At 72.0% G+C, this 24,170-nt stretch carries 25 protein-coding genes; 15 read left to right on the top strand and 10 right to left on the bottom strand.

The genetic code is table 11. From position 1 onward, the window contains the following. Nucleotides 1–7: 7 nt before the first annotated feature. Complete coding sequence (locus TSO221_RS19605) at nt 8–1,300, bottom strand: DUF2336 domain-containing protein (RefSeq protein ID WP_247878134.1); 1,293 nt, start codon at nt 1,298–1,300, stop codon at nt 8–10. Continuing rightward, the gene (locus TSO221_RS19610) at nt 1,297–2,985 is read right to left on the bottom strand and encodes a diguanylate cyclase (protein WP_247878135.1); all 1,689 of its coding nucleotides are present in this window, start codon (nt 2,983–2,985) and stop codon (nt 1,297–1,299) included. Before TSO221_RS19610 ends, TSO221_RS19605 begins: the two co-directional genes overlap by 4 nt. A gap of 151 nt (nt 2,986–3,136) precedes the next feature. Here TSO221_RS19610 and TSO221_RS19615 point away from each other — a divergent pair, with 151 nt between their 5' ends. Then, nucleotides 3,137–3,841, top strand: coding sequence for a pyrimidine 5'-nucleotidase (locus tag TSO221_RS19615; RefSeq protein ID WP_109120207.1), 705 nt, complete (start codon nt 3,137–3,139; stop codon nt 3,839–3,841). A 337-nt stretch (nt 3,842–4,178) separates the two neighbouring features. Here the strand turns inward: TSO221_RS19615 and TSO221_RS19620 are convergent, their stop codons facing one another. Next, on the bottom strand, nt 4,179–4,337 hold the full coding sequence (locus TSO221_RS19620; protein WP_199229541.1) for a DUF1289 domain-containing protein: 159 nt from the start codon (nt 4,335–4,337) through the stop codon (nt 4,179–4,181). A gap of 468 nt (nt 4,338–4,805) precedes the next feature. Here TSO221_RS19620 and dapD point away from each other — a divergent pair, with 468 nt between their 5' ends. The 4 genes from dapD to TSO221_RS19640 all read left to right on the top strand — a co-directional run bounded on the left by dapD (nt 4,806) and on the right by TSO221_RS19640 (nt 7,751). Then, the gene (gene dapD / locus TSO221_RS19625) at nt 4,806–5,648 is read left to right on the top strand and encodes a 2,3,4,5-tetrahydropyridine-2,6-dicarboxylate N-succinyltransferase (RefSeq protein ID WP_109120208.1); all 843 of its coding nucleotides are present in this window, start codon (nt 4,806–4,808) and stop codon (nt 5,646–5,648) included. 61 nt (nt 5,649–5,709) lie between these two features. Continuing rightward, complete coding sequence (gene dapE / locus TSO221_RS19630; protein WP_109120209.1) at nt 5,710–6,864, top strand: succinyl-diaminopimelate desuccinylase; 1,155 nt, start codon at nt 5,710–5,712, stop codon at nt 6,862–6,864. Nucleotides 6,865–6,879: 15 nt separating this feature from the next. After that, entirely contained in the window at nt 6,880–7,449 is a 570-nt protein-coding gene (locus tag TSO221_RS19635; RefSeq protein ID WP_109120210.1) for a hypothetical protein, read from the top strand. A gap of 77 nt (nt 7,450–7,526) precedes the next feature. Next, nucleotides 7,527–7,751, top strand: a complete 225-nt coding sequence (locus TSO221_RS19640) for a hypothetical protein (RefSeq protein WP_109120211.1) — start codon at nt 7,527–7,529, stop codon at nt 7,749–7,751. 15 nt (nt 7,752–7,766) lie between these two features. On the opposite strand, the gene TSO221_RS19645 is transcribed toward TSO221_RS19640, so the two are convergent. The 3 genes from TSO221_RS19645 to cobT all read right to left on the bottom strand — a co-directional run bounded on the left by TSO221_RS19645 (nt 7,767) and on the right by cobT (nt 12,487). Further along, nucleotides 7,767–9,437 carry a cache domain-containing protein gene (locus tag TSO221_RS19645; protein ID WP_158284143.1) on the bottom strand — a complete coding sequence of 557 codons (1,671 nt, stop codon included), beginning with the start codon at nt 9,435–9,437 and terminating at the stop codon, nt 7,767–7,769. A gap of 98 nt (nt 9,438–9,535) precedes the next feature. Next, the gene (locus TSO221_RS19650; protein WP_109120213.1) at nt 9,536–11,215 is read right to left on the bottom strand and encodes a methyl-accepting chemotaxis protein; all 1,680 of its coding nucleotides are present in this window, start codon (nt 11,213–11,215) and stop codon (nt 9,536–9,538) included. A gap of 243 nt (nt 11,216–11,458) precedes the next feature. Next, nucleotides 11,459–12,487, bottom strand: a complete 1,029-nt coding sequence (cobT, locus tag TSO221_RS19655; protein ID WP_109120214.1) for a nicotinate-nucleotide--dimethylbenzimidazole phosphoribosyltransferase — start codon at nt 12,485–12,487, stop codon at nt 11,459–11,461. Between the two features lie 120 nt (nt 12,488–12,607). Here cobT and cobS point away from each other — a divergent pair, with 120 nt between their 5' ends. Together cobS and TSO221_RS19665 are read left to right on the top strand one after the other, a co-directional pair. Then, on the top strand, nt 12,608–13,390 hold the full coding sequence (gene cobS, locus TSO221_RS19660; protein WP_109120215.1) for an adenosylcobinamide-GDP ribazoletransferase: 783 nt from the start codon (nt 12,608–12,610) through the stop codon (nt 13,388–13,390). Next, nucleotides 13,387–14,022 (top strand): histidine phosphatase family protein, encoded by a 636-nt coding sequence (locus TSO221_RS19665; protein ID WP_247878136.1) that lies wholly within the window; start codon nt 13,387–13,389, stop codon nt 14,020–14,022. The genes cobS and TSO221_RS19665 overlap by 4 nt, the downstream gene beginning before the upstream one ends. Here the strand turns inward: TSO221_RS19665 and TSO221_RS19670 are convergent. Then, entirely contained in the window at nt 13,971–14,972 is a 1,002-nt protein-coding gene (locus TSO221_RS19670) for an aldo/keto reductase (RefSeq protein WP_199229547.1), read from the bottom strand. The two genes, TSO221_RS19665 and TSO221_RS19670, sit on opposite strands and share 52 nt — an antisense overlap. 107 nt (nt 14,973–15,079) lie before the next feature. Here TSO221_RS19670 and TSO221_RS19675 point away from each other — a divergent pair, with 107 nt between their 5' ends. From TSO221_RS19675 to TSO221_RS19685, 3 genes are all read left to right on the top strand, one after another. Next, nucleotides 15,080–15,979, top strand: a complete 900-nt coding sequence (locus TSO221_RS19675; RefSeq protein ID WP_109120217.1) for a LysR family transcriptional regulator — start codon at nt 15,080–15,082, stop codon at nt 15,977–15,979. Nucleotides 15,980–16,045: 66 nt separating this feature from the next. Continuing rightward, nucleotides 16,046–16,555 (top strand): pyridoxamine 5'-phosphate oxidase family protein, encoded by a 510-nt coding sequence (locus TSO221_RS19680; protein ID WP_109120218.1) that lies wholly within the window; start codon nt 16,046–16,048, stop codon nt 16,553–16,555. A gap of 205 nt (nt 16,556–16,760) precedes the next feature. Then, complete coding sequence (locus TSO221_RS19685; protein ID WP_109120219.1) at nt 16,761–16,955, top strand: DUF2892 domain-containing protein; 195 nt, start codon at nt 16,761–16,763, stop codon at nt 16,953–16,955. A gap of 62 nt (nt 16,956–17,017) precedes the next feature. Here the strand turns inward: TSO221_RS19685 and TSO221_RS19690 are convergent, their stop codons facing one another. Continuing rightward, a complete protein-coding gene (locus TSO221_RS19690) occupies nt 17,018–17,602 on the bottom strand; it encodes an ActR/PrrA/RegA family redox response regulator transcription factor (protein ID WP_247878137.1) in 585 nt (194 codons plus the stop codon). A 14-nt stretch (nt 17,603–17,616) separates the two neighbouring features. After that, nucleotides 17,617–18,999, bottom strand: a complete 1,383-nt coding sequence (locus tag TSO221_RS19695) for an ActS/PrrB/RegB family redox-sensitive histidine kinase (protein ID WP_247878138.1) — start codon at nt 18,997–18,999, stop codon at nt 17,617–17,619. An 11-nt stretch (nt 19,000–19,010) separates the two neighbouring features. Between TSO221_RS19695 and TSO221_RS19700 the strand changes: the two genes are divergently transcribed. The 5 genes from TSO221_RS19700 (at nt 19,011) to TSO221_RS19720 (ending at nt 23,228) form a co-directional block, all read left to right on the top strand. Then, nucleotides 19,011–19,769: an ABC transporter ATP-binding protein gene (locus tag TSO221_RS19700; RefSeq protein WP_109120220.1), complete on the top strand. Its 759-nt coding sequence runs from the start codon at nt 19,011–19,013 to the stop codon at nt 19,767–19,769. Next, complete coding sequence (locus tag TSO221_RS19705; RefSeq protein WP_109120221.1) at nt 19,766–20,584, top strand: ABC transporter permease; 819 nt, start codon at nt 19,766–19,768, stop codon at nt 20,582–20,584. Before TSO221_RS19700 ends, TSO221_RS19705 begins: the two co-directional genes overlap by 4 nt. A gap of 62 nt (nt 20,585–20,646) precedes the next feature. Continuing rightward, nucleotides 20,647–21,723 carry a UDP-3-O-(3-hydroxymyristoyl)glucosamine N-acyltransferase gene (gene lpxD / locus TSO221_RS19710; RefSeq protein ID WP_109120222.1) on the top strand — a complete coding sequence of 359 codons (1,077 nt, stop codon included), beginning with the start codon at nt 20,647–20,649 and terminating at the stop codon, nt 21,721–21,723. Nucleotides 21,724–21,753: 30 nt separating this feature from the next. Then, nucleotides 21,754–22,023, top strand: coding sequence for an acyl carrier protein (locus TSO221_RS19715; protein ID WP_109120223.1), 270 nt, complete (start codon nt 21,754–21,756; stop codon nt 22,021–22,023). Next, the gene (locus TSO221_RS19720; RefSeq protein WP_109120224.1) at nt 22,020–23,228 is read left to right on the top strand and encodes a beta-ketoacyl-[acyl-carrier-protein] synthase family protein; all 1,209 of its coding nucleotides are present in this window, start codon (nt 22,020–22,022) and stop codon (nt 23,226–23,228) included. Before TSO221_RS19715 ends, TSO221_RS19720 begins: the two co-directional genes overlap by 4 nt. Nucleotides 23,229–23,342: 114 nt before the next feature. Here the strand turns inward: TSO221_RS19720 and TSO221_RS19725 are convergent, their stop codons facing one another. Then, entirely contained in the window at nt 23,343–24,008 is a 666-nt protein-coding gene (locus TSO221_RS19725; RefSeq protein ID WP_109120225.1) for a Crp/Fnr family transcriptional regulator, read from the bottom strand. Nucleotides 24,009–24,170: the final 162 nt, after the last annotated feature.

Here is a 24,170-nt window from a genome sequence, read left to right on the forward strand (position 1 = left end):
CGGGCGTCTACTTCTTGTCCTCGACGCCGAAGAATTCAAGCTGCCAGCGCATCTCGTCCTCGCTCATCGGGAAGTGGACGCCGTCCCGAGCATTAAGCGCCGACTTTGGCGGAATCTGGGCGAGCCGCAGCTGCACCTGCTTGGCGAAGCGCATCGACAGGCCGGCCCGCCAGACCAGCGCGATCACGGCGCGTGGGCTGTGGGTGGTGATGATGCGGTCCACCGTGCCCAGCGGCACGCCCGCGAGCTCCCCCAGCCCGGCCATGGCGAAGGCGCGGTCGCCCTCGGACAGCGAGCCGTCGAGCAGCTTCTCGGTCAGCTTGCCGTCCTTGTTCAGGCGGGCGGCGCGGTCGGTCGGCCGCTCGGCCGGCTTCTCCTCCACCACCTCGTCGGCCCACAGGTCGACCGGGCCGCCGCGCGGCTTCACCTCGCCCGACGCCACGCGCTCGCGCACCGCCTCGGCCAGCCGGCGCGCCGCCTCGGGGTCGAGGTCGTCGCGCTGCTGCAGCACCTTCAGCAGGTTGTCGGCGACGAAGCTGGCCAGCCGCGCCACCGCGCGCGCCGGCAGCTTCGGCCGGCGCACCAGGGGGCCGTGCCAGGGCTCGTGCCGCGGCGCGTCGTCGATGATGCGGTCCAGCGTCTCCTCGCGGATCTGCGCCGAGGGATTGGCGAGCAGCGCGGTCACCGCCGCCTCGTCGTCCGAGCGCGCGATGGCGTCGGCCACCGAGGGAGAGACGTCGCGCCGCCATGCGATGGCCGACAGCGCCCCCGCCACCGGCCCCATCATGATGATGTCGAGCAGGTCCTCCTCGGTGAGGATCGGCGAGTGCTGCAGCACCGGGCCGCAGACCGACAGCTCGACGTCGCGGGCCAGCGCGTTGATGATGGCGTAGGGCGCGTTCGGCAGGTCCTTCAGCGCGTCGGCCAGGATGGTGCGCACCTCGGTCGCCTGGTCGCGGGCCAGCGTCTCCAGGCACTCGACCGTCATCTTCTCGATCTGCGAGAACTGGCCCTCCGGCAGGTCGGGCACCAGCCCGGCCACCTTGCGGGCCAGCGAGCCGCGCACGTGCTGGTCGGCGTCGGCGGCGAGCAGAAGGTCGGCCTGGCGCGGCGTGCCGGCGTTGGTGGCGATGGCCTGCCGCACCTCCGGCGCCGAATCGGCGGCCAGGTAGTACAGCAGCTCCGCCCGCGCCTGCGGGTGCTCGGCGACGCGGCGGCGCACCGCCGGGTCCGGGCTCTGGACCATCGTCTTGGCGGCGTTGAAGTCGCTGGGGTCGAGGGCCGAGGAATCTCGGGTCACGGCGTGGTCTCCGCGGAAGAAGCGGCGCTGGGAACGGTGATGTGCGGCGGCGCGAAGGCGAAGTTGCCCTTGCCGCGCCCCTTGGCGGCGTACATCGCCGAATCGGCGCGGTCCGTCAACTCCTGCACCGACTCGCCGGTGCCGGGACGGTGCACGGCGATGCCGATGGACAGGCCCAGCGGCTTTTCCGGGCTGGCCGACAGGTGGCTCAGGCCCTTGATTCCGGCCAGCAGACGCTCGGCCACGGTGCGGGCGCGGTCCTCGTCGGTGCGGCCCAGCCACAGCACGAACTCGTCGCCGCCCAGCCGGCCCGGCAGGTCGCCCGGCCGCACACCCCTGGTCAGCAGATTGCCGATCGACTTCAGCACCAGATCGCCCTGCTGGTGGCCGTGCAGGTCGTTGACCGCCTTGAAGTTGTCGAGATCGACGTAGAGCAGCGCCGACGGCCCGGTCTCGCGCGTCGCCAGCTGCTCCTCCATCCGCTCGAAGAAGGTGCGGCGGTTGAACAGGCCGGTCAGGCCGTCGCGCTCCGACAGGCGGCGCAGCCGCTCCTGGTAGGCCCAGTGGGCGTGCGCGATGCCCAGCTGGTCGGCGACGCCGCCGATCAGCTGGCGGTCCTCGTCGTCCCAGGGGTCGGCGTAGTCGCCGCGCCAGACCAGCACGGCGCCGTTGACCGCCTGCTGGTACTCGGTGCGCGCCGCCAGCACGCGGGTGCTGCCGAGGATGCCGAGCACCGGGTCGTCGGTCGCCGCCGCCTGGCTCAGCAGCGGCGCCAGCGCATCGGGCGCGATCTCGTCGGGCGCGGCGTCGCCGCCGACGTCGATGGCCAGCGTCATCGGGCCGTCCTCGCCGGCGCGGTAGATGCGGCAGCCCTCGGCGCCCAGCGCCCGCGCCGTCTCGGCGGCGGCCACCGCCAGCGCCTCGGTGGCGTCCAGCCGGTTGCGCAGGGTGTGGACGATGTGCGCCAGCAGCTTCTCGCGGTTTCGCACGCGGGCCAGCTCGGCGGAGCGGGTCACCGTCTCGGTGACATCGCGGCAGACGCCGCGGGCGCCCGCCCACTGCCCCTGCGCGTCGTACAGCGGCAGCGCCGAGGCGACGACGCAGGCCGGCGTGCCGTCGGCGCGCTTCAACCAGAGTTCCGCCTGATCGGCCGGGCGGCGGGCGTCGAAGGGGAGCGGCATGTCCTCCCACTCCTCCACCGCCAGCTCGTGCGGGTCGCGGCCGATCAGCGCCTCCGGCCCGTAGCCGAGCGCCCCCTTTGTGGTGACGAAGACGAAGCGGCCGTCCGGCCCGGTCTCCCAGGCGAAGTCGCTGGAGACCTCGACGAGGTCCTTGTAGCGCCGCCGCGACTCGGTGAGGGTGTGGCGCAGCTGGCGTTCCAGCGTGGCGTCGCGGCCCAGCAGCAGCGTGCCGGCCTCGCCCAGCGGCACCGCCGCCCACTCCACCACCATGCCGCCGCGCGGGATCTGCACCGGCACCGAGCGCAGCCCCGGCGCCACGCTGGAGGTGGTCAGCCAGCCGAGCACGTCGGGCAGCCAGCGCGGGTCGCCCTCCAGCAACTCCTGTGCGGCGGCGTTGGCTTCCGCCACCCGCAGGTCGGCGGTGAGGCGGAAGGCCGGGCCGGGGTAGCCGGCGACGACGGAAGACGGCGCCGTGTCGGCGGCCGGCAGGGCGGGCGGAGGCAAGGTCTGGACCACGGGGGGCGGTGTGGGCATGGACGAAGGATATAGCGCAAATGCTAACGATAATAGAGCGCACACGCAATCGACGGCGGATCGTCCGGCCTGCGGCGACGCAGCCTTGCCCGGCGGCCTCCGCTCCCCCATTGTTCAGCGCATGACCCTGCCCCTCCCCCAGATCCCCCTGTCTCAAATCCGGGTTTGGATCTTCGATCTGGACAACACGCTGTACCCGGCGTCCTGCAACCTGTTCGCCCAGGTGGACCGCCGCATCGGCGAGTTCATCGCCCGGCATTTCGGCATCCCCCACGACGAGGCGCGGGCGATGCAGAAGCGCTTCTTCCGCGAGCACGGCACCACGCTGCGCGGCCTGATGGTCGAGCACGACGTGGATCCCGAGCCGTTCCTCGACTACGTGCACGCCATCGACGTGACGCCGGTGGAGCCGTCGCCGCGGCTGGACAAGGCGCTGGAACGGCTGCCGGGGCGCAAGGTGATCTACACCAACGGCTCGGTGACGCACGCCGGCAACGTCACGGCGCGGCTGGGCATCGCGCGGCATTTCGACACGGTGTTCGGCATCGTCGAGGCCGGCTACGTCCCCAAGCCCGACCCGCGCCCCTACGCCACGCTGGTGGAGCGGCACGGCATCGACCCGAAGCGCGCCTGCATGGTGGAGGACATCGCCCGCAACCTCGCCCCGGCGCACGCCATGGGCATGACCACGGTGTGGGTGCGCAGCGAAGCCGACTGGGCGCGGCCGGATCTCGGTGCTTCGGGGGGCGGGGTGGGCACCGGCGGCCACATCGACCACGTCGCCGACGACCTGATCGCCTGGCTGGAGGCGGTGCCGGCGGCGTGACGGATGAGACGCCGTGAAACGCTATGAAACGCCAACCAGGGGAGCGTCTCATACGGCCGGGCGGACGCCCTGACACTCCCAAACCCTCATCCCCGCGAAGGCGGAGATCCATAATTTCCGAAGCGAGTGGCTGTGGAACGTATGGATCCCCGCCTTCGCGGGGATGACGATTTGGGACAGTGACTGGACACCGAAATCGGCCGCCAAACGCTGAACTCAGCGCCTATGGATCTGGGCGCACGATGGCTTCTTGCGACTAAAATCCTACCGCAGATCAGGGCGGCTTTGCAAGCGCGGCCCTCCCGGCCGTCATCCCGCGATGGCCGGCGTGCGCCGCTCAGCCGACAAGCGGCGATTCCGCCTCGGCGGCGTCGGGGGTGCCGTAGATCTCGTCCTCGGTGCGGCCGCAGCCTTCGCAGCGGCCGTCCTCGTCGATGATGCAGATGCCGATGCAGGGGTTCTCGTCGTCCATGCGCCAGAGGTGGCGCGGCGGCACCGCACCGTCAAGGCCACGCCGGGCGCAAACGCGGCCCTAAAACGCGAAGGGGCGGGAAGCCCTCGCTTCCCGCCCCCGCGTTTCCCCCCGAAAATTCGGTTTTCGGTGCGCCTCCGGTGTTCCGGGGCTTTATTCGGGCCGCCTGGCGCCTGCGTTCCGCGTGGCTGCCGGCGTTTTTCGCCCGTTGCTTTTCGTTCCTCCCCCAACTCGGGCCTGCCGCACTGTGCGGCCGGCGTACTATTTCGTTGGCGAAAAAAAACTGCAAGCGGAATCCGCAACCCGCGCAACGACCATGCAAAAATGTTCATATTCCTTCGCTAAAAATACAAATCAATCACGCCGCGAAGCCGTCCGACGGGCCGTGCGGGAAGCCCATGGCCGGGTGTCGCCGCCCCCGGCGTTGTTGACAAGGCCGCGGCGCCCGGCCCATGAATGGCCGCTTCACCGTCCACCCGACCGGAACCCGCCATGCCGAACGCCCGCCTCGAATCCGCCATCAACGCCGCCTGGGATGCCCGCGACACGCTGTCCACCGCCACCAACGGCGACGTGCGCAGCGCCGTGGACGAGGCGCTGTCCGGCCTCGATTCCGGCGACCTGCGCGTCGCCCAGAAGGTCGGCGACGTCTGGCAGGTGAACCAGTGGCTGAAGAAGGCGGTGCTGCTGTCGTTCCGCCTGAACGGCAACGAGGCGATCTCCGGCGGCCCCGGCAGCTCGTCCTGGTACGACAAGGTGATGCCGAAGTTCGAGGGCTGGCACGAGGGCCAGTTCCAGGCCGCCGGCTTCCGCGCCGTGCCGGGATCCGTCGTGCGCCGCTCGGCCTACATCGCGCCGGGCGTCATCCTGATGCCGAGCTTCGTCAACGTCGGCGCCTACGTCGACTCCGGCACCATGGTCGACACCTGGACCACCGTCGGCTCCTGCGCGCAGATCGGCAAGAACGTGCACCTGTCCGGCGGCGTCGGCATCGGCGGCGTGCTGGAGCCGCTGCAGGCCGGCCCGGTGGTCATCGAGGACGACTGCTTCATCGGCGCCCGATCGGAAGTGGCCGAGGGCGTGATCGTCGAGCGCGGCGCCGTGGTCTCCATGGGCTGCTACATCGGCGCCTCCACCAAGATCATCGACCGCGCCACGGGTGAGTCGTTCGTCGGCCGGGTGCCGGCCTATTCGGTGGTGGTGCCCGGCACCATCCCGGGCAAGCCGCTGCCCGACGGCACGCCGGGCCCGGGCCTGTACTGCTGCGTGATCGTCAAGCGCGTGGACGAGAAGACCCGCTCGAAGACCTCGATCAACGACCTGCTGCGCGACTGATCGCCGAATGAAGCCCCTCCCCCCTCTCCCGCCTGAGGGAGAGGGGCTTGGGAGACTGTCCATGAACCCCACCGACCCCGTCGCCCTCGCCCAGGCCCTTATCCGCTGCCCCAGCGTGACGCCGGAGGACGCGGGCGCGCTCGGCGTGCTGGAGGCGGCGCTGACGCCGCTCGGCTTCACCTGCCACCGCCTGCGCTTCGAGGAGCCGGGCACCGCACCGGTGGAGAACCTCTACGCGCGCCTCGGCACGGGCGGAAAGAACGTCTGCTTCGCCGGGCACACCGACGTGGTGCCGCCCGGCGACCTGAAGGCGTGGTCGGTGGACCCGTTCGGCGGCGCCGTTCTGAACGGCAAGCTGTACGGCCGCGGCGCCGCCGACATGAAGGGCGCCGTCGCCGCCTTCGTCGCCGCGGTGGCGCGCGAGCTGGAGGCCGGGCGCCCGCCACAGGGCTCGGTCAGCCTGCTGATCACCGGCGACGAGGAAGGCGTGGCGGTCAACGGAACGAAGAAGGTGCTGGACTGGCTGAAGGCGCGCGGCGAGCGCCTGGACGCCTGCGTGGTCGGCGAGCCGACGAACCCCGCCAAGCTCGGCGACATGATCAAGATCGGCCGGCGCGGCAGCACCACCGGCCGGCTGACCGTCTACGGCGCGCAGGGCCACACCGCCTACCCGCACCTCGCCGACAACCCGCTGCCGCGGCTGGCCCGCATGCTGGTGGCGATCACCGGGGAGCCGCTGGACGAGGGCACCGAGCACTTCCAGGCCTCGACCCTGGCGCTGACCACGGTGGACGTCGGCAACCCGGCGACCAACGTGATCCCGGCGCAGGGCGCGGCCGTCTTCAACATCCGCTTCAACGACGCACACACCCCCGCCTCCATCGAGGCGTGGCTGCGCGGCAAGTTCGATTCGGTGGGCGGCGCCTACGAGCTGGTGATGAGCACCAGCGGCGAGTCCTTCCTGACGCCGCCCGGCCCGCTGACCGAGCTGGTCGCCGAGGCCGCGGAAACGGTCACCGGCCGCCGGCCGGAGTATTCGACCACCGGCGGCACCTCGGACGCGCGCTTCATCAAGGACCATTGCCCCGTTGTCGAATTCGGGCTGGTCGGGCAGACCATGCACAAGGTGGACGAGCACGTCGCCCTCGACGACCTGGCCGGGCTCACCGACATCTATGGGGCGATCCTCCGGGATGTCTTCGCCCGGCTTCCCTGACCCGATAGGGCGTGCATGACGCTGACCGCTCGCGACGTGGCCACCTCGGTGTTCGGCGCCTACCGGCTCGCCCGCCTCGACCCCGCCGGCCTCCAGTTCATCGACCGCACGCCGGAGGGGGCGCTCAAGTCCTTCTACGCCGCGGTCCTGGTGCTGCCGGCCTACGCGCTGCTGCTGGCGATCCGGCTGGCCGACCAGGGGATCGAGGCGCCGCTGATGCAGGTGGTGCTGGTCGAGGGCATCGCCTACGTCGTCAACTGGACCGCCTTCCCGCTGGCGCTGCACCGCGTGGCGGCGCTGCTCGACCGGTCGGGGCGCTGGTCCGGGGCGGTCGCGGCCAACAACTGGGCGGCGGTGGTGCAGATGGGCGCCTACCTGCCGGCCGTCGTGCTCAGCAAGATCGGCCTGCTGCCGGCCGGGCTGGGCAGCGCCCTGGTGTTCGGCGTCATGCTGGCGATGATGGCCTACCAGTGGTTCGTGCTGCGCACCGCGCTGGAGGTGAACGGCCCGACCGCCGCGGGGCTGGTGATGCTGGACCTCTTCCTGTCGGCCCTGATCGGCGATTTCGCGGATAATCTTCTGTAGCCCATCGGGATTCGCTGAACCCACCCGCCTGCCCGCGCGTTCCATCCGGCACGCCAACGAGGCCGCGGGGAGGGCCCATGTTCCATCTGGTCGTGGTCGTCTGCATGGCGGGGAGCGCGTGCGAGACGCTCCGCGCCCCGACCCCCTACCCGTCCGAGGCGCGCTGCGCCGGGCAGGCGGCACTCCTCGCCGGCATCGTGCGCGGCCAGCACCGCCCCGGCCGCGCCTTCCGCTACGAGTACACCTGCACCGTCAACGCCCGCAACGCCCGCGCCGCCGCCGGGCAGGTGGCGGCGAAATAGCGGGAACCGGGAGCCTCACGCCGCCCGGATGCCCGACAGGAAGCGCGCCACCTCGGTGCGCAGCCGCTCGGCCGCGGTCGCCAGTTCGCCGGAGCCGCCGAGCACCGCGTCCGCCGCCGTGCCGGCCTCCGCCGAGGCGCGGTTCACCCCCGTGATGTTGCCGGACACCGCGCGGGCGCCGGTCGCCGCCTGCTGGATGTTGACGGCGATGTCGCGGGTCGCGGCGCCCTGCTGGTCGACGGCGGTGGCGATGGTGCCGGAGATGGCGTTCATCCGGCCGATCACCTCGGTGATGTCGCGGATCGCCGTCACCGCGGCGCCGGTCGCCTGCTGGATCTCGGCGATCTTCGCCTGGATCTCCTCGGTCGCCTTGGCGGTCTGGTTGGCCAGCCCCTTCACCTCGCTGGCGACCACGGCGAAGCCCTTGCCGTGCTCGCCGGCGCGCGCCGCCTCGATGGTGGCGTTCAAGGCCAGCAGGTTGGTCTGCCCGGCGATGGAGTTGATCAGGTTGACCACATCGCCGACCTCGTTGGCCGCCGCCGCCAGCCCGGCCATCAGGGCGTTGGTCTTCTCCGCCTCCTGCACCGCCTGGGTGGCGACGCTGCCGGAGGCGGCGACCTGCCGGCCGATCTCCTGGATCGAGGCCGACAGCTCCTCGGTGGCGCCGGCCACGGTGTTGACGCTGCTGGTCGCCACGTCGGCCGCGGTCGCCGCGGCGGCGGCCTGACGGTTCGCCTCCTGCGTGGTGGAGGACAGCGCGGTGGCCGAGCCGCGCATGCTCTGCGCCGAGGCGGCGACCGCCTCGACAACCCCGCGCACGGAGCTTTCGAACTCGTCGGCCAGCCGGATCAGCATGGCGCGGCGCTCGGCGGCGTTGCGGGCCCCGGCCTCCTCCTGCTCCTGGCGCAGGCGGCGGTTCTCGGCGCCGCGGTCCTTGAAGACGGCGACCGCCTTGGCCATGGTGCCGATCTCGTCGCCGCGGTCGGTGTCGGGCACCGCGACGCCCAGGTCGTCCTCGGCCAGCCGGCGCATCACCCCGGACAGGCGGATCATCGGCGCGTTGACCGAGTGCGCGATGGCGTAGGCCAGCGCCAGGCCGGCGGCCGCCACCAGGGCGCCGATCAGGCCGGCCTCCCACGCGTGCGTGCGGAAGTCGGCCTCGATGTTGTCGACGTAGACGCCGGTGCCGACCACCCACTTCCAGTCGTTGGAGAGCACGGCGTAGGCGAGCTTCGGGCTGGGCTGGCTGCCGCCGGGCTTCGGCCAGACGTACTCGACGAAGCCGCCGCCCCGGCGCGCCTGATCGATCATGGCGCGCACGAACATGAAGCCGGTCGGGTCCTTGAGGTCGATGACGTTCTTGCCCTCCAGGTCCGGCCGGCCGCCGTTCACCTCCAGGTAGCCGTCGACGTCCTGCGCGAACATGTACTCGCCGCCGGCGTAGCGCATGGCGCGCAGCGAGCGGCGGGCCGCCTCCTTGGCGGCGTCGGCGGGCATCTCGCCCTTGGCGGCGCGCGCCTCCAGGTCCTTCACGATGCCGACCGCCGTCTCGACGATCGAATGCACCCGCACCCGGCTGTCCTGCACCTGGGCACCCCACAGCCCCCGCAACAGAACCGCGCCCATCACCGCCACCGACAGCACCGTCACCAGCGACAGCAGCAGAAACTTGACCCGGATGCTCATGCTCTTCACGGCAGATACCCCCATATTTCGTGGGGTCAGCATACCAACGCAATTCAACCGGTTTCCACTGGTATAGTGGCTTGACAAAAGGCGAGTGCCTACGCCGCCCGGATGCCCGACAGGAAGCGCCCGACCTCGCCGCGCAGCCGCTCCGCCGCGTCGGCCAGTTCGCCCGACCCGCCGAGCACCGCATCCGCCGCCGTGCCAGCCTCCGCCGAGGCGCGGTTCACGCCGCTGATGTTGGTGGACACGGTGCGGGCACCCATGGCGGCCTGCTGGATGTTGGCGGCGATGTCGCGAGTCGCCGCCCCCTGCTCCTCGATCGCGGCGGCGATGGCGCTGGAGATGGCGTTCATCCGGCCGATCACCGTGGTGATGTCGCGAATCGCCGTCACCGCGGCGCCGGTCGCCTGCTGGATCTCGGCGATCTTCGCCTGGATCTCGTCGGTCGCCCGTGCGGTCTGGGTGGCCAGCCCCTTCACCTCGCTGGCCACCACGGCGAAGCCCTTGCCGTGCTCGCCGGCGCGCGCCGCCTCGATGGTGGCGTTCAGCGCCAGCAGGTTGGTCTGGCCGGCGATGGTGTTGATCAGGTTGACCACGTCGCCCACCTCGTCGGCGGCGGCGGCGAGGCCGGCCATCAGGGCGTTGGTCTTCTCCGCCTCCTCCACCGCCTGGGTGGCGACGCTGCCGGAGGAGGCGACCTGCCGGCCGATCTCCTGGATCGAGGCCGACAGCTCCTCGGTGGCACCGGCCACGGTGTTGACGCTGCTCGACGCCTCGTCGGCGGCCACCGCGGCGGCGGCGGCCTGGCGGTTCGCCTCCTGCGTGGTGGAGGACAGCGCGGTGGCCGAGCCATGCATGCTCTGCGCCGACGTGGCGACCGTCTCGACCACGCCGCGGACCGAGCGCTCGAACTCGTCGGCGAGGCGGATCAGCATGGTGCGGCGCTCGGCGGTGTTGCGGGCCTCGGCCTCCTCCTGCTCCCGGTGCAGGCGGCGGTTCTCCAGGCCGCGGTCCTTGAAGACGCTCACCGCCTTGGCCATGGTGCCGATCTCGTCGCCGCGGTCGGCGTCCGACACGTCGACGCCCAGGTCGTCCTCGGCCAGACGGCGCATCACCCCGGTCAGGCGCAGCAGCGGCGCGCTGACCGAGCGGGCGATGAGCCAGGCCAGCGCCAGCGCCGCCGCCGCGACGGCGCCGCCGGCCAGGGCGGCCTCCACCGCGTGCTCGCGGAAGTCGGCGTCGATGTGGTCCACGTAGACGCCGGTGCCGATCATCCACTTCCAGTCCGGCGACAGCAGGCCGTAGCCCAGCTTGGGGCTGGGTTCGCTGGCCCCCGGCTTCGGCCACCGATAGGAGACGAAGCCGCCGCCCTGCTGCGCCGCGGCGATCAGCTCGCGGATCACGAACACGCCGTTCGCATCCTTGAGCCCGAGCATGTTCTTGCCTTCCAGGTCGGGGCGGCCGCCGTTCACCACGGTGTTGCCGTCCAGCTCGTTGGCGAAGATGTATTCGGAACCGGCGTAGCGCATGGCGCGCAGCGCGTTGCGCGCCGCTTCCTTGGCGCGGTCGGCGGGCATCTCGCCGCGGGCGGCGCGCGCCTCGAAATCCTTCACCACGCCCAGCGCCACCTCGGACACCGCGCGCACCTTGTCGCGGCTGTCCTCCACCTGGGCGTCGCGCAGGGCCGCCAGCAGAATGGCGCCCACCACAACCAAGGCGAACACCGTCACCAGCGAGAGCAGCAAGAACTTTGTCCGAATGCCGATGTTCCGCATGGCCGGCCTCCCTGATTGAAGGCCAGAATACCATGTTATGTCACCGCATCCTGACGGCACAAATTGCCGCAGACACCAAAAGAAAGAATGAACGCGTACCTAGTAATCAAATACCCACGGGCGCGAACATGATTTCTCCGATTGCAATCGATAAATACTGACCCGCTTCTGTGAACGCCATGAAATCACCGGCCGAAAGGCGGATTGCCCAGCGCCAAAACCCGGGCAACCCGCCTATGACGTTCAGCCGGTCTTTCCACTGACGCTCGCCTCGGCGAAGGTCGCCATGCCGGCGTGGCAGGCGGCGGCGGCCTTGCACAGCGCGATGGCGAGCGCCGCGCCCGAGCCCTCGCCCAGCCGCATGCCGAGGTCGAGCAGCGGCGCCTTGCCGATGGCCTCCAGCAGGCGGGTGTGGCCCGGCTCGACCGAGCGGTGGGCGACCATGCAGTGGTCGAGCGCGCGGCGGTCGGCCTTGAACAGCACCGCGGCGGCCACCGTGCAGGCGTAGCCGTCGAGCAGCACCGGCACCCGGCCCATGCGCGCCGCCAGCACCGCGCCGGTGATCGCCGCCAGCTCGAAGCCGCCCAGGCAGCGCAGCGCCTCGAACGGGTCGGTGCGGGCCTGCGGGTTGGCCTCCAGGCCGGCCTGCACGGCGGCGACCTTGCGGCGGAAGCCCTCGTCGTCCACGCCGGTGCCGCGGCCGACCCACTGCTCGGGCTCGCCGCCGAACAGCGCGCAGGCGATGGCGGCGGCGGCGGTCGAGTTGGCGATGCCCATCTCGCCCAGCGCCAGCAGTTGCACGCCCATCTCCACGGCCATCATGCCGTAGGCCATGGCGCGGCAGCACTCCTCCTCGTCCATGGCGGGGCCGGTGGTGAAGTCGCGGGTGGGGTTGTCGAGGTCCAGCTCATAGACGCGCAGGTCGGCGTCCACGCTGTCGCACAGCTGGTTCACCGCGGCGCCGCCGTTCTGGAAGTTGGCGACCATCTGCGCGGTGACCGACGCCGGGAAGGCGGAGACGCCGCGCGCCGCCACGCCGTGGTTGCCGGCGAACACCGCGACGCGCGGCCGGCGCACCTCCGGCGGGTGCTGCCCCTGCCAGGTGGCGAGCCATTCCGCGATCTCCTCCAGCCGGCCGAGCGCGCCCGGCGGCTTGGTCAGTTCGCGTTCGCGCTGCACGGCGGCGGTGCCGGCGCCCAGGTCGGGACCGGGCAGGTTGCGCACGAGCGCGCGGATTTCCTCGAACGTCAGGGCGGGCTGCGGATTGCTCATGGGGATAACCGGAACTGAGGGGAAAAAGCGGCCGGGACATTGGCAGGAATCGGCGCGGGCGTCAAAGCGCATGCACAGGACCCGCTCGCGCATGGCGGCGCTTTGGGTTAGGAAGGGCCGATGCCCGACTCCACGCCCCACCGCCCCCGCCACCGCGCCACCTGGCTCGACGAGCTGATGCTCGCCGCCGTGTTCCTGACGCGGCTGCCGCTGCGCCTCAGCCACGCGCCGGAGCCGGACCTGTACCCGCGCTCCATGGGCTGGTACCCGCTGGTCGGCGCCGGGCTGGGGCTGTTCGGCGGCGGGGTGTTCGCGCTGGCGAGCCTCGCGCACCTGCCGGCCACGGTGGCGGCGGTGCTGACGGTTGCGGCGCTGGCCTGGGCCACCGGCGGGCTGCACGAGGACGGGCTGGCCGACGTCGCCGACGGCTTCGGCGGCGGCCGCACGCGCGAGCGCAAGCTGGAGATCATGCGCGACAGCCGGGTCGGCAGCTACGGCGTGCTGGCGGTGGTGCTGGCGGTGGCGCTGCGGGTGGCGGCGCTGGCCGAGCTGGGGACGCCGCTGGCGGTCGCGGCGGCGCTGGTCGCGGCGGCGGCCTGCTCGCGCGCGGTGCTGCCGGCGCTCGCCTGGACGCTGGAGCCGGCCCGCAGGGACGGCCTCGCCGCCAGCCACGGCTGCCCGCCGTCGCGCCGGGTGGTGCTGGCGCTGGCGCTGGCCGCGGTGGTGACGCTGGCGGCGGTCGGGCCGGCGGTGCTCGGCGTGGCGCTGGCCTCGCTGGCGGCGGCGGCGGCGGTCGGGCTGCTGGCGCTCAAGCACCTGCGCGGCTACACCGGCGACGTGCTGGGCGCCGCGCAGCAGGCGGTGGAGATCGCCGTGCTGCTCACCCTGGTGGCGCTGCGGTGACGGCAGCCACGAGCACCATGGTCACCCGCTGGTGGCTGGTCCGCCACGCGCCGATCGCGGCACCGCCGGGGCTCATCACCGGCCAGCTCGACCTGGAGGCCGACGTGGGTGGGGTGACCGCCGCGGGCGGGCTGCCGCCGGGCGCGGTCTGGCTGGCGACGCACCTGCGCCGCACCCGGCAGACCGCCGCCGCGCTCGGGATCCCCGCGCCGCGGATCGAGCCGGACCTCGCCGAGCAGAGCTTCGGCGACTGGCAGGGCCTGACCTACGACGCCGTGGACGCCGACGCCTCGCGCCGCTTCTGGAGCGCCCCCGCCAGCGAACGCCCGCCCGGCGGCGAGAGCTTCGCCGACGTGGTGGCCCGCGTGTCCGCCGCCCTGGAGCGGCTGACCGCCGCGCACGCCGGCCGCGACGTGGTGGCGGTGGTGCACGCCGGCACCGTCCGCGCCGCGCTGGCCCTCGCCCTCGGCCTGGAGCCGGAGGCGGCGCTGCGCGTCCAGGTGGACACGCTGTCGCTCACCCGCCTCGACCACGTCGCGACGCCGGGCCATCCGCCGGCGTGGCGCGTAGCGGGGGTGAATCACCCGTGCCCGCGCTCACTGTCCAGGTGCGCCATCTGCGACGGGGCGTAGCGGTCGCCGGCCGCCGCTCCCTTCGGCACCGCCGCCTCGATGGCCGCCAGATCCCCGGCCGACAGCGTCAGGTCCAGCGCGCCCAGCGATTCCGCCAGCCGGTCGCGGCGGCGCGCGCCGACCAGCGGCACGATGTCCGTCCCGCGTGCCAGCACCCAGGCGATGGCGACCTGCGCCACCGTCGCCGACAGCCGCCCGGCCACGCCGCGCAGTGCGTCCACCAGCGCCAGATTGCGGTCCAGGTTTTCGCCCTGGAAGCGCGGGCTGACGGCGCGGAAATCCTTCTGCACCGCCTTGCCCTTCGACCAATGGCCGCTGATCAGGCCGCGCGACAGCACGCCGTAGGCGGTGACGCCGATGCCGAGGTCGCGGCAAGCCGGCAGGATCGCGTCCTCAATGCCGCGGGAGATCAGCGAGTACTCGATCTGCAGGTCGACGATGGGGTGCACGGCGGCGGCGCGGCGGATCGTCTCGGCGCCGACCTCGGACAGGCCGATGTGGCGGACGTAGCCGGCCTTCACCATGTCGGCGATGGCGCCCACCGTCTCCTCGATGGGCACCGCCGGGTCGAGGCGGGCCGGGCGGTAGACGTCGATGTACTCGACGCCGAGCCGGCGCAGCGTGTAGGCCAGCGCCGTCCGCACCGCCGACGGCCGCGCGTCGTAGCCGATCCAATTCCCGGCCGGGTCGCGCTGGGCGCCGAACTTGACGCTGATCTGCACGTCCTCGCGGCGCCGGCCCTTCAACGCCTCGCCGATCAGCATCTCGTTGTGGCCCATGCCGTAGAAGTCGCCGGTGTCGAGCAGGGTGACGCCGGCCTCCAGCGCGGCGTGGATGGTGGCGATGCTCTCCGCCCGGCCGGACGGGCCGTAGAGGTCGGACATGCCCATGCAGCCGAGGCCGAGGGCCGGGACCGCGGGGCCGGTGGAACCGAGGGTGCGCGTGGGGATCATGGTCGTTCTCCCGATGGGGTGTTCGTCGTGGAGGGGATGATGGCTCGCATCGGATCGTGCGATAATCCGGATTGAGCCGAACGACCTGTCCGGAATTCCGAACAATGCGCCGCCCCGACCTGTCCGACCTCGACGCCTTCGCCGCCGTCGCCCGCCACCGCAACTTCCGCCGCGCCGCGGTGGAACGCGGCGTCTCCGCCTCCACGCTCAGCGACGCGGTGCGCGCCCTGGAGGAGCGGCTGGGGGTCCGCCTGCTCAACCGGACGACGCGCAGCGTGACGCCGACCGAGGCCGGACAGCGCCTGCTCGACCGCCTGGGCCCGGCGCTGGACGAGGTCGGCGAGGCGCTGGACGCGGTGAACGGCTTCCGCGACACGCCGACCGGCACGCTGCGCCTCAACGTGCCGTCGGCCGCCGCGCATCTGGTGCTGGCGCCGCTGGTGGCGCCGTTCCTGGCGGCGCATCCGGGGCTGCGACTGGAGATCGTCGAGGACAACAGTTTCGTCGACGTGTTCGCCGCCGGCTTCGACGCCGGGGTGCGCTACGACGAGGCGCTGGCCAAGGACATGATCGCCGTGCCGCTGGGGCCGCCGCAGCGCTTCGCGGTGGCGGCGTCGCCGGACCTGCTGGCGCGCTGCGGCGTGCCGGAGACGCCGCACGCGCTGCTGGAGCGCCCCTGCATCCGCCACCGCTTCCTCAGCGGCGCGCTGTCGCCGTGGGAGTTCGCCCGGGACGGCGAGACGGTCAAGCTGTCGCCCGCGGGGCCGCTGGTCGCCACCTCGGCCGACATGGCGGTGCGGGCGGCGGAGGACGGCGTCGGCTTCGTCCACACCTTCGAGGGGTTCCTGCGCCCGTCGCTGGACGCCGGCCGGCTGGTCGAGGTGCTGGAGGAGTGGAGCGACCGCTTCCCCGGCCCGTCGCTCTACTACCCCAGCCGCCGCCACGTGCCGGCCGGCCTGCGCGCGTTCGTCGAGTTCGTGCGCGCCCGGCGCCGCCGGACGTAGCGGAACTTCCGCGGCGCGGCGGCGGTTTTCCGGAGTCGGTTGGGGCTAACGAAGGAGGGGCTCGCCATGACCCGACAGGCCACCGAACGCGAGGCGGCCGACACGCTCTGGCAAATGATCAAGGGCATGCGGACCGCCATGATGACCACGTTGACCGACGCCGGGCACCTGCATTCGCGGCCCATGGGCACGCTGCCGCACGCCGGCTTCGACAACGCCACGCTGTGGTTCTTCACCGACGTCGGCTCCGACAAGGCATCGGAGATCGAGCGGCACTGGCGCGTCAACCTCGCCTACGCCGATCCGGATGCGCGGAGCTACGTTTCCGTCTCCGGCGTGGCGGAGATCGTGCGCGATCCGGACAAGATCCGCCACCTCTGGCGCGACGTCATGACCACGTGGTTCCCGAAGGGGCCGGACGCCCCGACCCTCGCGCTGATCAAGGTCACCGTGGATTCCGCCGAGTACTGGGACAGCCCGTCCGGCGCCATGGTCCGGGCCTACGGCTACGTCAAGGCCAAGCTGACCGGCGAGCGGCCGGACCCGGGGGAGAACGCAAGGGTGGCGTTCCAGTAGGACGGCAGCATTTGCCCCCACCCTAACCCTCCCCCGCTTCGCAGGGGAGGGAACTCCGCCGCTTTCCCCCTCCCCTGCGAAGCGGGGGAGGGCCGGGGTGGGGGCAATGAACACAGCATTCCTGTGACTCCGTCACAGACGCACCCTCTCCGCAGGGCGTACACAGGGCTCACCCTGTTCAACCCCTTCGCGGAGTGCCCTGTCCATGTTCTGCAGCAATGTCGGCGGCGTCGATCGCGCGCTGCGGGCCGTCGTCGGCCTGGTCCTGATCGCCCTGGTGTTCGTCGGCCCGCAGACCCCGTGGGGCTGGGTCGGCCTGGTCCCGCTGCTCACCGCGGTGCTCGGCTTCTGCCCGGCCTACACGCTGATCGGCCTGAAGACCTGCGCCACCAAAAGCTGACGCGCGCATGGCAGAAAGCCCCCTTCCCGGCGGGAAGGGGGCTTTTGCTTGTCCGTGAAAGGTCAGGCCCGCGGGGCGTGCTTGTTGAGGATGCGCTGCAGGGTGCGGCGGTGCATCTTCAGGCGGCGCGCCGTCTCCGACACGTTGCGGTCGCACTGCTCGAACACGCGCTGGATGTGCTCCCAGCGCACGCGGTCGGCCGACATCGGGTTCTCCGGCGGGGCCGGCAGCGGCCGGCCGTCGGCCAGCAGCGCCTGTTCCACCGCGTCGGCGTCCGCCGGCTTGGGCAGGTAGTCCACGGCGCCCGCCTTCACCGCCGCCACCGCGGTGGCGATGTTGCCGTAGCCGGTCAGCATGACGATGCGCGCGTCCGGGCGCGCGTCGCGCAGGCTCTTCACCACGTCCAGACCGCTGCCGTCGGCCAGCCGCAGGTCGACCACGGCGAACGCCGGGGCGGATTCCTGCGCGACCTCGATGCCGACCTGCACGGAATCCACCGCAACCACGTTGAAGCCGCGCTTCTCCATTGCCCGCGCCAGGCGGATGCGGAACGGCGCGTCGTCGTCGACGATCAGCAGGCTGCGGGTAACGTCGCCGCTGAACGTGAGCTTGGTCACATCCGTGACAGGACTCTCGTCCGAGGTCATCGGGTTATCCACCACTAGTCCTTTGGTTCTAGGATAGCACGCTCCCAGCGTACGACAACTCGGGCGCCACCGCCACGATTATTAGTGAACGATACGCTCGCTCCGGTCTTTTCGAGAAGCGTCTGCGCAATGAAAATTCCCAGCCCCATGTGCCCTCCGCGCTCGGCGCGGGTGGAGATGTAGGGCTCGCCGATGCGGCTCAGGACCTGCTGCGGGAAGCCGGGGCCGTCGTCGTTGATGGCCACCACCACGCTGCCCTGGTCCCACGCCGCCTGCACGGTGACCCGGCGCTGGGCGAACTGGTGCGCGTTCTGGATGAAGTTGCCGAGGCCGTGGATGATCTCCGGGCTGCGGCGGATCACCGGCTCCTCGACGTCCGAAGCCGGCGCGGCCTCGACCACGAAGTCGATGGTGCCCAGGTGGTGCGGAGCGCCGGCCGCCCCGATCAGCGCGGTCAGCGGCAGCCGCTCGAACGGGTCGCCGCCGTCGGCCTCCGGCTTGCGGGCGAGGTCGGCGAGGATCTCGCGGCAGCGCGTCACCTGGCTGATGAGGAGCTGCACGTCCTCCGCCGCCTCGCCGCCCGGCGGCAGCTCGCGCGACAGCTCCTTGGCGACCACGGCGATGGTGCCGAGCGGCGTGCCCAACTCGTGCGCCGCCGCCGCCGCCAGCGCGCCCAGCGACGACAGCCGCTGCTCGCGCGCCAGCGCCACCTGCGTGGCGGCCAGCGCGTCGGCGAAGCGGCGGGCCTCGTGCGCCACCCGGAAGACGTAGGCCGCGATGAACACCGCCGACACCGACAGCGACATCCACAGGCCGAAGGCCAGCAGCGGCGCCACCACCGGCGTCGGCTCCGCCCACGGCAGCGGGAAGTGCCAGAGCGCCAGCACGGTCAGGCAGAACAGGTCCAACCCGGTCAGCAGCACCACGCTGTAGCGCGACAGGATCGCCGCACCCACCGTGATCGGCGCCAGCAGCAGCACCGCGAACGGGTTCGACAGGCCGCCGGTCAGGTACAGCAGCAAGGTCAGCTGCAGCATGTCGTAGGCGAGGTACAGCGCCGCGTCGCGGTCGGCCAGCCGCAGCCGCCCGCCGCGCTGCGCCATCGCCACGAGGTTGAGCAGCACCGAGGCGCCGATCGCCGCCAGCACCGGGCCGACCGGCAACGGGAATCCCAGCCACCAGTGCACCATCGCCACGGTGGCGAGCTGCCCGGCAATGGCGATCCAGCGGATGAAGATGAGCGTGCGCAGCGTCACCCGCCCGTCCTGGGCCGACCAGATGCCGGGCGGCAGGAGGAGCGCGGACGGCGCGCCCGGCGACGGGTCCGACGGGCGGGAGGTGGCGGCGAGCGTCATGGGGCGGGCCAGCAGGTTTGTGATTCCGGGATCAACGGCCATATTCTTCGCCCATGAGCCATCCCCCCATCAAGGCCGCGATTAGGACAGATCGCCTCACCAAGCGCTTCGGCGACGTCACCGCGGTGGATTCCGTCTCGTTCACGGTGGCCCCGGGCTCGGTGACCGGCCTGCTGGGCGGCAACGGCGCCGGCAAGACGACCACCATCTCCATGCTGTTGGGCCTGCTGCTGCCCACCTCCGGCACGGTGGAGGTGCTGGGCGCCGACATGGCGCGGCATCGGCACGCGGCGCTGCCGCGCATGAACTTCTCCTCCCCCTACGTGGAGCTGCCGCACCGCCTGACCGTGCGCGAGAACCTGACGGTGTACGGCCACCTCTACGGCCTGCACGGCGTGCGCGCCCGGGTGGAGGAGCTGGCCGAGGCATTGGACCTGACGAAGTTCCTGGAGCGCCCGTCGGGCAGCCTGTCGGCCGGCCAGAAGACCCGCGTGGCGCTGGCCAAGGCGCTGCTCAACCGGCCGGAGCTGCTGCTGCTCGACGAGCCGACGGCCTCGCTCGACCCCGACACCGCCGACTGGATCCGCACCTACCTGGAGCGCTACCGGGCGGAGTCCGGCGCCACCATCCTGCTGGCCTCGCACAACATGCTGGAGGTCGAGCGGCTGTGCGACGACGTGCTGATGCTGCGCCAGGGCCGCATCGTCGACCACGGCGCGCCGGCCGCGCTGATCGCCCGCTACGGCCGGGCGTCGCTGGAGGAGGTGTTCCTCGACATCGCGCGGGACAGGAAGGCGGAGGCGGCGGAATGAACGCCCTGACCGACGCCCTCGACCTCTCCCCCCGCCGCGTCGGCGCCATGGTGCTGCGCTACTGGTACCTGCTGCGCGGATCGTGGCCGCGGGTCCTGGAGCTGGCCTACTGGCCGACCATGCAGATGATCCTGTGGGGCTACATCAACCAGTTCATGGCGCAGAACAGCTCGTGGGTGGCGCAGGGGGCGGGGGTGCTGATCTCCGGCGTGCTGCTATGGGACGTGCTGTTCCGCGGGCAGCTCGGCGTGTCGGTGTCGTTCCTCGAGGAGATGTGGTCGCGCAACCTCGGCCACCTGTTCGTCAGCCCGCTGCGGCCCGGCGAGTGGGTCGTCTCGCTGATGGTGATGAGCCTGATCCGCACCGTCATCGGCGTGGTGCCGGCGGCGCTGCTGGCGGTGCCGTTCTTCGGCTACTCGGTGTTCTCCATGGGCCTGCCGCTGGGGCTGTTCTTCGCGCAGCTGCTGCTGTTCGGCTGGTCGCTCGGCCTGTTCACGGTGGCGCTGATCCTGCGCTACGGCATGGGGGCGGAGGGGTTGGCGTGGATCCTGGTGTTCATGCTGGCGCCGGTCAGCGCCGTCTACTACCCGGTCTCGGTGCTGCCGGAGTGGCTGCAGTGGGTGGCCCTGGCGCTGCCCTCCACCCACGTGTTCGAGGGCATGCGGGCGCTGGTCTTCCACAACGCGCTGGAGTGGCGGTCCATGGCGTGGGCGGCCGGGCTGAATCTGGTGTTCGTGGCGCTGTGCGCCGGCAGCTTCCTGTGGTCGTTCCGTCAGGCCCGCGTGCGCGGCGCGCTGCTGCAGACGGGGGAGTGATACGGCCGGCGTTTCGTGCTAGGGGTTGGCCAACCGTTTTCCCAGCCCGAAGCGCCCCGCCCATGAAGCTCGCCGAGATCGCCGCCGCCCTGGACGCCCGTGTCGAGGGCGACGGCTCCATCGAGATCGCCCGCGCCGTCCACCCGTCCGAGGCCGAGGGGCCGGGCGATCTGGCGCTCGCCATGGACAAGGAGCTGCTGGCGCTGCTGCCCGGCACGAAGGCGCGCGCCGCCGTGCTGGCCGAGGGCGTCGAGGTGCCGGCCGGCCTCGCCGGCGTCATCCTGGTGAAGCGCCCGCGCTATGCCATGGCCGGCCTGATGGACGTGTTCGAGAAGCCGGTGCACGCCGAGCCCGGCGTCCACCCCCAGGCCTACGTGGCGCCGGACGCCGAACTGGGCGAGGGCGTGTCGGTCGGCCCCTTCGCCTACGTCGGCCCCGGGGCGAAGCTCGGCCCCGGCTGCATCGTCATGCCGCACGCCACCATCGGCGCCGGGGCAGTGGCCGGCCGCGACTGCCTGTTCCACCCCGGGGCCCGGGTCGGCGAGCGGGTCGAGATGGGCGAGCGCTGCATCATCCATCCCAACGCGGCGGTCGGCAACGACGGCTTCAGCTTCGTGACGCCCGAGCCGGGCAGCGTCGAGACCGCCAAGGCCAGCGGCCGGGTCACCGCCACCAACGTGCTGATCCGCCGCGTCAACTCCATCGGCACGGTGATCCTCGGCGACGACGTGGAGGTGGGCGCCGGCGCCACCATCGACCGCGGCACGGTCACCGCGACCCGCGTCGGCAGCGGCACCAAGATCGACAACCTCGTGCAGATCGGCCACAACGTGGTGATCGGCACCAACTGCATGCTGTGCGGCCACGTCGGCGTGGCGGGCAGCGTCACCATCGGCGACCGCGTGGTGCTGGCCGGCAAGGTCGGCGTCGCCGACCACAAGACCATCGGCAGCGATTCGGTGGTCGCCGCCAACTCCGGCGTCGGGCGCGACATCCCGCCGAAGACGGTGTGGATGGGCTATCCCGCCGTGCCGCGCACCGAGGCGTTCGAGCAGTACAAGAACCTCGGCCGCCTGAAGCGCTTCTTCGCGGACGTGGTAGACCTAAAGAATCGCATCAAGGCCCTGGAATCGCGGTAACCTTTGCGGCGGCACAGCCGGAGCCGCCGCATGAGCCCAACCCCCGCGGACATCGAAGACGACGTCCTCCAGATCATCGCCGAGAAGGGGCAGGTGGACCGCGCGCGGCTGACGCCGGACGCCCGCCTCGCCGACCTCGCCATCGCGTCCCTGGACGTGATCGAGATCGTCTTCGCGCTGGAGGACCGCTTCGATATCGCGATCCCCTTCAACGCCAACGACGCCCGGCAGGAGTTCGCCACCGTCGGCGACATCCTGCGCGCCGTCAAGGCCGTGGCCGGCGAGAGCCGCGCGGCGTGACGCGTGCCGTCATAACGGGGTTGGGCGTCGTCTCGCCCATCGGGATCGGCGTGCCGGCCTTCGCGGACTCGCTGTTCGCCGGGCGCAGCGGCATCGGCCCGCTGGCCGGCATGCCCGACCGGCCACTCTCCATCCCCGTCGCCGCCCAGGTGCGCGGTTTCGACCCGGCGGCGCATGTCGATCCCAAGCGTCTGAACCTGCTCGACCGCACCAGCCAGTTCGCCCTGGTGGCGGCGCGCGAGGCGGTGGGCATGGCCGGGCTGTCCTTCGCCGGCCCGCTGTCCGAACGCACCGGGGTGGTGCTGGGCATCGGGGTGGGCGGCATGACCACGCTGGACGACGCCTTCCTGCGCCTGTACGGCGAGGGGGCCAACCGCCTGCACCCGCTGACCATCCCGCGCCTGATGTTCAGCGCCCCGGCCGCCCACCTGTCCATGGAGTACGGCATCACCGGCCCGGCCTTCGCCGCGTCGAGCGCCTGCGCGTCCTCCGGCCACGCGCTGGGCATGGCGCTGCTGCTGCTGCGCGCCGGCATGGCCGACGTGGTGCTGGCCGGCGGCGCCGAAGCCAGCCTGAGCTTCGGCGCGCTCAAGGGCTGGGAGGCGATGCGCATCGCCAGCCCAGACACCTGCCGCCCCTTCTCGAAGGACCGCAGCGGCATGGTGCTGGGCGAGGGCGCGGCGGTCCTGGTGCTGGAGACCGAGGAGCACGCCCGCCGCCGCGGCGCCGAGGTGTTGGCCGAGCTGGCCGGCGTCGGGCTGGGCGCGGACGCCGGCGACATCACCGCCCCCGACCCGCAGGGCGCGGCGCGGGCGATGCGCGCCGCGCTCAAGGACGCGCGGCTGGATCCCGACGCGGTGGACTACGTCAACGCGCACGGCACCGCCACCGCCGCCAACGACGTGGCCGAAGCGCAGGCGATCCACGCGGTGTTCGGCGCGCGGGCGGCGCGGCTGCCGGTGTCGTCGTCGAAGTCGATGTTCGGCCACGCGCTGGGCGCCGCGGGGGCGCTGGAGGCGGTGACAACGGTGCTGGCGCTAACGCATAGCATCGTCCCGCCAACCGCCAACTTCACCGAACCGGACCCCGCCTGCCCGGTGGACGCCGTGCCCAACGCGGCGCGGGAGGTGCCGATGACGGTGGCGCTGTCGAACTCCTTCGCGTTCGGGGGGCTGAACGCGGTGCTGGCGTTGCGGAGGGTGTGAACCCAGTCCCTCCCCCGCCCCCGGCGGGGGAGGTTAGGTGGGGGCCGCGGCCTCCCGAGAATCCGTAGCCCCCACCCAACCCTCCCCCAGCCCCGCTGGGGGAGGGCTTGAACGCTACGCCGCCAGCCCCTCCAGCCCGCGCACGTCGCGCACCAGCACGCGCCCGCGCGTCAGCTCGACCAGCCCGCGCCGCTCGAACTCCTTGAGCTGCCGGCTCACCACCTCGCGGGCGGTGCCGAGTTCCACCGCCAGCGCCTGGTGCGTGGTGTCGAGCCCGCCGGCCGCGTCCCGGTGCTCCACCAGGAAGCGCGCCAGGCGCAGGTCGACGCGGCCGAAGGCGACCTCCTCGACCAGGGCCAGCATGCCGGTCAACCGGTTGCCGAAGGAGGCGAAGACGAAGTCGCGGAACACCGCCGAGCGCGCCAGCAGCGCGTGGAAGCCCGCGGCGCCCAGCCCCACCGCGTCGATGTCCGTCTCGCCCACGCCTTCGGCGCTGTAGCCGGTGCGCGTCATCAGGCAGGCGGTGGTGAGGATGCAGGTCTCGCCGCGCGCCACCCGGTACAGCACGATCTCGCGCCCGGACTCCGACACCATCTGCACCCGGACCGAGCCGTCCAGCATCATCAGGTAGCTCTGGCACAGCGCGCCGGCCTGGAACAGCACGGTGCCGCGCGGCATGTGCACGCGCATGCCCTCGGCCGCCAGCAGGGCCATCGCGTCGGCTTCCAGCCGCGCCAGGGCCGGAAACGCGTCCAGCCAGTCCGTGCCCGTCAGCGCCATGCCAAGCCTCCCCCGCGAAAAAGATCGGCCATTATCGGCAAGCGTCCCGCACGGGTCCATACCGACGGCGCGATGGTTCCAACGGATGACCCACAAGGGCGCGCTTGCCTGTCCGGATGCACCGCAACACGTGTGAAACGGCACCCTCTCCAGGGTGTTCAT

Origin of the sequence: Azospirillum sp. TSO22-1 (assembly GCF_003116015.1) — a bacterium.
GTDB lineage: Bacteria > Pseudomonadota > Alphaproteobacteria > Azospirillales > Azospirillaceae > Azospirillum.

Bases quoted from the DNA above. Each gene is read 5' to 3' on its own strand.
- TSO221_RS19645 (WP_158284143.1), bottom strand. From the start codon at position 9,437: ATGAGCATCCGGGTCAAGTTTCTGCTGCTGTCGCTGGTGACGGTGCTG.
- TSO221_RS19635 (WP_109120210.1), top strand. From the start codon at position 6,880: ATGACGCTGACCGCTCGCGACGTGGCCACCTCGGTGTTCGGCGCCTAC.
- cobS (WP_109120215.1), top strand. From the start codon at position 12,608: ATGCCCGACTCCACGCCCCACCGCCCCCGCCACCGCGCCACCTGGCTC.
- TSO221_RS19675 (WP_109120217.1), top strand. From the start codon at position 15,080: ATGCGCCGCCCCGACCTGTCCGACCTCGACGCCTTCGCCGCCGTCGCC.
- TSO221_RS19700 (WP_109120220.1), top strand. From the start codon at position 19,011: ATGAGCCATCCCCCCATCAAGGCCGCGATTAGGACAGATCGCCTCACC.
- TSO221_RS19685 (WP_109120219.1), top strand. From the start codon at position 16,761: ATGTTCTGCAGCAATGTCGGCGGCGTCGATCGCGCGCTGCGGGCCGTC.
- dapE (WP_109120209.1), top strand. From the start codon at position 5,710: ATGAACCCCACCGACCCCGTCGCCCTCGCCCAGGCCCTTATCCGCTGC.
- TSO221_RS19615 (WP_109120207.1), top strand. From the start codon at position 3,137: ATGACCCTGCCCCTCCCCCAGATCCCCCTGTCTCAAATCCGGGTTTGG.
- lpxD (WP_109120222.1), top strand. From the start codon at position 20,647: ATGAAGCTCGCCGAGATCGCCGCCGCCCTGGACGCCCGTGTCGAGGGC.
- dapD (WP_109120208.1), top strand. From the start codon at position 4,806: ATGCCGAACGCCCGCCTCGAATCCGCCATCAACGCCGCCTGGGATGCC.
- TSO221_RS19640 (WP_109120211.1), top strand. From the start codon at position 7,527: ATGTTCCATCTGGTCGTGGTCGTCTGCATGGCGGGGAGCGCGTGCGAG.
- TSO221_RS19695 (WP_247878138.1), bottom strand. From the start codon at position 18,999: ATGGCCGTTGATCCCGGAATCACAAACCTGCTGGCCCGCCCCATGACG.
- TSO221_RS19690 (WP_247878137.1), bottom strand. From the start codon at position 17,602: ATGACCTCGGACGAGAGTCCTGTCACGGATGTGACCAAGCTCACGTTC.
- TSO221_RS19715 (WP_109120223.1), top strand. From the start codon at position 21,754: ATGAGCCCAACCCCCGCGGACATCGAAGACGACGTCCTCCAGATCATC.
- TSO221_RS19680 (WP_109120218.1), top strand. From the start codon at position 16,046: ATGACCCGACAGGCCACCGAACGCGAGGCGGCCGACACGCTCTGGCAA.
- cobT (WP_109120214.1), bottom strand. From the start codon at position 12,487: ATGAGCAATCCGCAGCCCGCCCTGACGTTCGAGGAAATCCGCGCGCTC.
- TSO221_RS19725 (WP_109120225.1), bottom strand. From the start codon at position 24,008: ATGGCGCTGACGGGCACGGACTGGCTGGACGCGTTTCCGGCCCTGGCG.
- TSO221_RS19705 (WP_109120221.1), top strand. From the start codon at position 19,766: ATGAACGCCCTGACCGACGCCCTCGACCTCTCCCCCCGCCGCGTCGGC.
- TSO221_RS19650 (WP_109120213.1), bottom strand. From the start codon at position 11,215: ATGCGGAACATCGGCATTCGGACAAAGTTCTTGCTGCTCTCGCTGGTG.